The sequence below is a fragment of the Quisquiliibacterium sp. genome (assembly GCF_982640115.1).
On sequence record NZ_CEXFHW010000215.1, the window covers coordinates 1 to 5,725 of the forward strand.

General features: G+C 70.0%; 7 protein-coding genes. 2 read left to right on the plus strand and 5 right to left on the minus strand.

The features are described from left to right. Together flgM and AC2H6A_RS17355 are read left to right on the plus strand one after the other, a co-directional pair. Positions 1-294, plus strand: a 294-nt coding sequence (gene flgM, locus AC2H6A_RS17350) for a flagellar biosynthesis anti-sigma factor FlgM (RefSeq protein ID WP_484274972.1), incomplete at its 5' end; no start/stop codon positions are given. Further along, positions 291-656 (plus strand): hypothetical protein, encoded by a 366-nt coding sequence (locus tag AC2H6A_RS17355; protein ID WP_484274973.1) that lies wholly within the window; start codon positions 291-293, stop codon positions 654-656. The genes flgM and AC2H6A_RS17355, both read left to right, overlap by 4 nt. Positions 657-710: 54 nt before the next feature. Here AC2H6A_RS17355 and AC2H6A_RS17360 read toward each other — a convergent pair whose 3' ends face one another. From AC2H6A_RS17360 to AC2H6A_RS17380, 5 genes are all read right to left on the minus strand, one after another. Continuing rightward, entirely contained in the window at positions 711-1,175 is a 465-nt protein-coding gene (locus AC2H6A_RS17360) for a hypothetical protein (protein ID WP_484274974.1), read from the minus strand. Between the two features lie 59 nt (positions 1,176-1,234). Continuing rightward, entirely contained in the window at positions 1,235-1,951 is a 717-nt protein-coding gene (locus AC2H6A_RS17365; RefSeq protein WP_484274975.1) for an RNA polymerase sigma factor FliA, read from the minus strand. A 15-nt stretch (positions 1,952-1,966) separates the two neighbouring features. Further along, positions 1,967-2,785 carry a MinD/ParA family ATP-binding protein gene (locus AC2H6A_RS17370; RefSeq protein WP_484274976.1) on the minus strand — a complete coding sequence of 273 codons (819 nt, stop codon included), beginning with the start codon at positions 2,783-2,785 and terminating at the stop codon, positions 1,967-1,969. Then, positions 2,778-4,379, minus strand: a complete 1,602-nt coding sequence (flhF, locus tag AC2H6A_RS17375) for a flagellar biosynthesis GTPase FlhF (RefSeq protein WP_484274977.1) — start codon at positions 4,377-4,379, stop codon at positions 2,778-2,780. Before flhF ends, AC2H6A_RS17370 begins: the two co-directional genes overlap by 8 nt. Beyond that, a partial coding sequence (locus AC2H6A_RS17380) for an FHIPEP family type III secretion protein (RefSeq protein WP_484274978.1) occupies positions 4,376-5,725 on the minus strand: 1,350 nt, incomplete at its 5' end. The genes flhF and AC2H6A_RS17380, both read right to left, overlap by 4 nt.

Here is a 5,725-nt window from a genome sequence, read left to right on the forward strand (position 1 = left end):
CCCAAACCCCTCGATCTGGTCAACAGGGCGACCAATGCCAGCCGGGCCCCCGCTTCGCCGCAGGGGAATGTGCCAGGCGTCACGCCCACCGATCAGGTCAGGCTGTCGGCCACCACCCAGAGCCTGGTGGGCACCGACAGCGCCGAACCCGTCGACTCCGCCAAGGTGGAAGAAGTCCGCTCGGCCATCCAGGAAGGCCGCTTCCATGTGAACGCGCAGGTGGTTGCCGACAAGATGATCTCCGCGGCTTCCGAACTGCTCGAGACCATCAGCGTCGGAGGCGCTGGCCGATGAGCCCGGGTCAGCCGCTGCGAACCGCTGGCAGCGCCCAGATGGCGCTCGATGCGGTCGCCAGCGCGCTTGACGCGCAGCAGACGGCCATCGCCCAGGGCGACGCCGCCGGCATTGAAGCCGCCAGCACGCGTCTGTCAACGGCGCTCGGCGCCCTGGCAGCGCTCGGTGCGCTGCGAGACCCCACTGCCAAGGCGCGGCTTGCCCGCCTGCGCCGCCACCTCTCGGCCAACGCCGAACTGCTCGCGCGTGCGCGCGGCATCAACCAACGGGGCGTGACCGCCCTGTTCGGGCCCTCGGCCACCTATGGTGCGGGCGGCAATGCCGCCGTCGACACGCCCAGCCGCTCGCTGCGCCTGGCCTGAACCGCTGCAAGCCCTTCCCGGCAGCCCGACCGGGCGCCGCGCGCCCCCCGCTGTTCAACGGATGCTGCGCAACTCGCTGGCACAGACCAGCATGCGATCGATGGCCTCCTGAAGGGCTTCGAGCGCCCGGATCGCCGCAGGCTCCTGCGTCGGGTCGGGCTTCCCCTCTTCCGGGTCGGTCGCGAGATGAGACTCGAATCGTCGCGAGGTATCGGCAATCTGCCGGCAACCCGCTTCAACCTGATGGGACAGGTCGGTGACCGCGCGGGCCATCAGGCCAAGACTGCCGCCCGCGGGTTCCTGACGCGCGGCCTCGACCGACAGGTTGAAAGCGAGCAGGCGGGTCTGGAGGGCGACCTCGGCCATGGCCTGAGCGGCATCGGCAATGCGGGTGAGGGCATCGAGCACTCCCGCTGTGCGATCGCCCTGGGCCGCCACGCGCGACATCGCCAGAGCCGCCAGACGCCGCGACAGCACGCCGGCATCGAAGATCTCGGCACCGAGGGCGGCGATCCGCACCGGTGACGGGGTTCGGTGCCCGGGAGAATCGGCCATCATGCCGGCGCGGCCAGCGGCATTCAGGCCCAGGAGCGCAGCCGTGCACGCAATCGGGCAACCGCCTGGCTGTGCAGCTGCGAGACCCGCGACTCGGTCACCCCGAGCACCGCGCCGATCTCCTTCAGGTTCATGTCCTGCTCGTAGTACATGCCCATGACCTGCTTCTCACGCTCGGGCAGCCCCTCGATACCGGCCACCAGCGCGGCCCGGAAGCGCTCATCGCGCAGGCGCGAGACCGGCTCGTCATCGTCGGCGGTCTGGTGGCGATCCAGGAAGCCCTCTTCGGAATCCTCGGAACCCATCTCGTCGAGATAGATCAGCTGTGATCCTCGGGCTTCGGTGAGCATCACATGGTAATCCGCAATAGAAAGCCCCATCTCGGCGGCGATCTCGAGGTCGGTGGGCGGGCGTTTGAGCCGCTGCTCGAGCCGCTGCACCGAGGACTCGATGGTGCGCTGATTGCGGCGGACCGAGCGGGGCATCCAGTCGGTGCCACGCAGCTCGTCGAGCATGGCTCCGCGCACGCGCTGCATGGCGAAGGTCTCGAACTGGGCACCCTGGTTGGCCTGATAGCGCGACAAGGCATCGAACAGCCCGATCATGCCGGCCTGGACCAGGTCATCGAGCTCGACATTGGCGGGCAGCCTGGCGATCAGCTGGGCCGCGATGCGGCGCACCAGCGGACCATACTGACCGATGGCCGCGTTGCGATCGAGAGTCCCGCGGGCGGTGTACATGCAGCCGGCTCCCGCTCAGTGAACCGCGCAGGCCGAGGGCGCAAACGCGGGGAGCAGCCACTCCCCGGCGGTGCTCGCGATGCCCTCGAAGGCTCGCGCGGCCGGCCCCTGGGCGGCCATGGCGAAGACGCTGGCACGCGAGCGCGCGGCCAGATCGAGGCCGGGGTCGCCGGCGACCGCACCGCCGAACATCACGGCGGCATCGAGATAGCGCGCCGAGACCGCCGCCAGACGCCGGTGGAGTTCCCGTGCCTCGCGCTCGGAGGCCACCCCGTCGAAGACCACCCGGAACCGGGTCAGCGAAAAGGTGCGGACCAGCGCCTTGAGCCAGGCATAGGTCAGGGCCAGATCGGCGTCGGCCGGGCCGCACAACAGGGCGGTCTCGGTGGTTCGGGAGGGCATGAGACTTCCGAGCAGGGCGGCGGGCGCGTGGAACACAGCCACATCATAGCTTTCCCGGAGCGAGGCCACCGCACTGAAGACCGCTTCGGCCGCCAGGGGATCGGCGCAAAGAGCCCCGAGGCCTCGCGATGCGGGCAGTACCGGCACACCTTCCGCGCTGCGGCACAGCACCTGGGCCACGCGACAGCGCCCCTCGATCAGGTCATCGAGCTCGAAGCGCGGTTCCAGGCCGACCAGCGCCGAGACCCCGGCCGGATGGGCATCGATGACCACCGGCCGCGAGCCCGTCCGTGCGAGCGCCGCGGTCAGATTCAGCGCGAAGACCGCGCTGCTGCCCGGGCGGGTGTCGGCCACGACCGGCAGCAGCCGCAGCCGGCGCGGGTTGAACAGCCGACGCAGGCCGCTGGCCTGATCGAGCGTGGACTCAAACATCGGCCCTGCGACCCGCGGGCTGGCGACGCGCGGCGCTGGTGGAGGCGAACATCATGCCGAGCATCTGCTCGTCCATCTCGAAGGTGGGCGTGCTTTGCGCCGCGAGCGCGCGCTCGACCAGCGCACGCGGGTCGGCCCAGTGCCAGTCCTCGGGCACCCGCTGACCGTCGGCGATGCCGAGCACCCGCATCTTGTGCCGCACCGCGCAGTCCAGCGCCGCCGCGGGCCGCACGGCCTCGTCCATCTTGGAGATGATCAGCCCCGCCGACTGGTGTCCGCGATACGCCTGGACGACCTCTTCCATGGTCTCCACCTGCGTGGCCGCGTTGACCACCAGCAGCCGGCTGACCGACTGGCCATCGAGCGAATCGAGCATGTCGTCGACACGCTCGTCGCGCTGGCTGATGCCAGCGGTGTCGATCAGCACCAGCTTCTTGCTCTGATAGAGCTGCAGGAAGTCGTTGAGCGAGGGCGCATCGTGGGCGACGTGCACTGGCACGCCCAGCATCCGGCCGAAGCTGCGAAGCTGGTCCTGGCCGCCGATCCGGTAGGCATCAACGGTGATCAGGCCGATCGACTGGGTGCCGTGACGCAGCGCGAAGCGGGCGGCGATCTTGGCAGTGGAAGTGGTCTTGCCCACGCCGGTGGGCCCCACCAGCGCGAAAACCCCGCCGCCTTCGATGAGCGAACCCGACGGGTCGCAGCGCAGGTTGCGCACCAGCGCCTTGCGCAGCCAGCTCGCGGCCTGGGTGTCGTCGCACCCCTCGGGCAGCCGGTCGACCAGCGCGCGTGCCAGGGCCGGCGAAAAACCGGCCACCAGAAGCGACTTCAGCAGCCGGTTGCGCACCGGCTGCCGGCGGGTGGACTCGAACCAGGACAGGGACTCGAGCGGGCCGGCGATGAATTCCTTCATCTGGCGAAGCTCGGCCATGACCGATTGCTGGATCGACTCGGTGATCGATTCGCGGGCGTCGCCCAGGGCATCGGCAAGCACGGCGGGGGAGATGTCGGCGGGCGCAGGCCTGGCGAGGTGCGCCGGGCGCGCCATGGCGGCCGCAGGCGCCGGGGCCGGGGCCGCCGGTGCCAGAGGAGCCGCCACCGGCGCGGGCCGAGCCGCCGGCCTGGGCGTGACCCGCGCTGCCGACGCGCGGCTGTCACTGTCGGCAAGCGCAGTCGCTTGGGCGCGGCGGGTCGGGCGAGCGGCCGCCCCGCCCATCGTGAGCGTCGCAGGGTCGCCCTCCAGGCCGGTCGCCATCGAGCCCTCGCCCGAGGGCGCGCCCTCGGCGATGCGGCGCGCCAGCCGGTCGCGCACATACTGCTGGAACGAGAGGGTGTTCATCTCGGGCACGCCGGCTTCGGTAAGACCGCCCTCGCCCGCCGTCGGCGCTGCGCCTGCCGGCGCGCTTGCCGGGCGGACCGGGAGACGCAGCTGGTCGCCCTCGTGAATGCCGCGGCCGGTGTCGGCCATTGCGAGGATCTCCACCCCGCCATCGACCGGCTGATTCTTGAGAACGATCGCATCAGGGCCCAGCCGCTCACGGACCTTGGCGAGGGCTTCCTTGTTGGTCTTGCCGAAAAAGCGTGTGACGTTCACTTGTTCTCTCCGATGATGCGACCGATCCGGATCGACTGGGTCTCCGGAATCTCAGCGTGACCCAGCACCCGTAGCCGGGGCACGCCTTTCTTGAGCAGTTTCGCGAGTGGGGCCCTGATCCGGTCGGGCACCAGCAGACAGGCGGGTATCCCCGCGTCCTCCTGGCCCTGGGCGGCATCAGCAGCGCTGCGCAGCACGAAATCGGCCACGCCGGGTTCGAGCCCGGCAGTGGCGCCAGGCCCGAGCGCCTGCGCCAGAAGGTTCTCCAGACCGGGTTCGAAGGCCAGCACCGACAGCTCGCGAACGGGCCCGAAGATCTGCTGGACGATCGACGGTGCCAGCGCGATGCGCACCTCTCGGGTGAGTTCGTCCGGGTCCTGGGTCCGAACCGCATGCTCGGCCAGCGCCTCCAGGATGCCGCGCAGATCGCGCACGTTCACCGCCTCTTCGAGGAGGTTCTGCAGCACCCGCTGGAACACCGACACCGGGATCAGCTTGGGTACCACCTCCTCCCCCAGCCGGGGCGTGTACTTCGCGAGGTGGTCCAGAAGCTGCTGCGCCTCGGCACGGCCCATCAGGCGTGCCGCATGCACCTGCATCAGGTGATGGAGGTGGGTGGCGATCACAGTCGGACAATCAACCACGGTGAAGCCCGCGCCCATGGCCAGGTCGCGCGACTTTTCCTCGATCCAGGTCGCCGCCAGGCCGAAGGCCGGATCCATCGTCCGCGTGCCCGGCAGGGCCAGGGTGAGATGGCCGGGATTGATCGCCATCAGCATGCCCGGCAAGGCCTCGCCCTCGCCCACCATGACGCCCTTGAGCATCACCCGGTAGGCACCCGGCCGCAGCTCGAGGTTGTCGCGAATGTGCACGGCGGGTGGCAGGAAGCCCACCTCCCCGGCAAATTTCTTGCGCACGCCCTTGATGCGACCGAGCAGATCACCGCCCTGATCCTTGTCAACCAGCGTGATGAGTCGATAGCCCACCTCGAGACCGAGCTGGTCGACCGGCGCCACATCATCCCAGCTGGCTTCGTTGGAAACGGTGGGCGCCACCTCGGCGGTGGGCGCCGCAGCCCGACGACGATCGCGCTCGCCAAGCCACCACGCGCCATAACCGAAGGCCGCGGCCAGCAGCAGGAACGAGAAGTGCGGCATGCCGGGAACCAACCCGAGCAGCGCGATCACACCCGAGGTGATGCCCAGCGCCCGCGGCATGGCGGTGAGCTGCCGGGTGAGCTGCTCACCGACATCCTCGTCGGTGCCCACGCGCGAGACGATCAAGGCGGCCGCCACCGAGATCACCAGCGACGGGATCTGTGCAACAAGGGCGTCACCAATGGCCAG

Excerpts from the sequence above, each read along its gene's own strand:
- AC2H6A_RS17365 (WP_484274975.1), bottom strand. The coding sequence starts at position 1,951 with ATGTACACCGCCCGCGGGACTCTCGATCGCAACGCGGCCATCGGTCAG.
- AC2H6A_RS17370 (WP_484274976.1), bottom strand. The coding sequence starts at position 2,785 with ATGTTTGAGTCCACGCTCGATCAGGCCAGCGGCCTGCGTCGGCTGTTC.
- AC2H6A_RS17355 (WP_484274973.1), top strand. The coding sequence starts at position 291 with ATGAGCCCGGGTCAGCCGCTGCGAACCGCTGGCAGCGCCCAGATGGCG.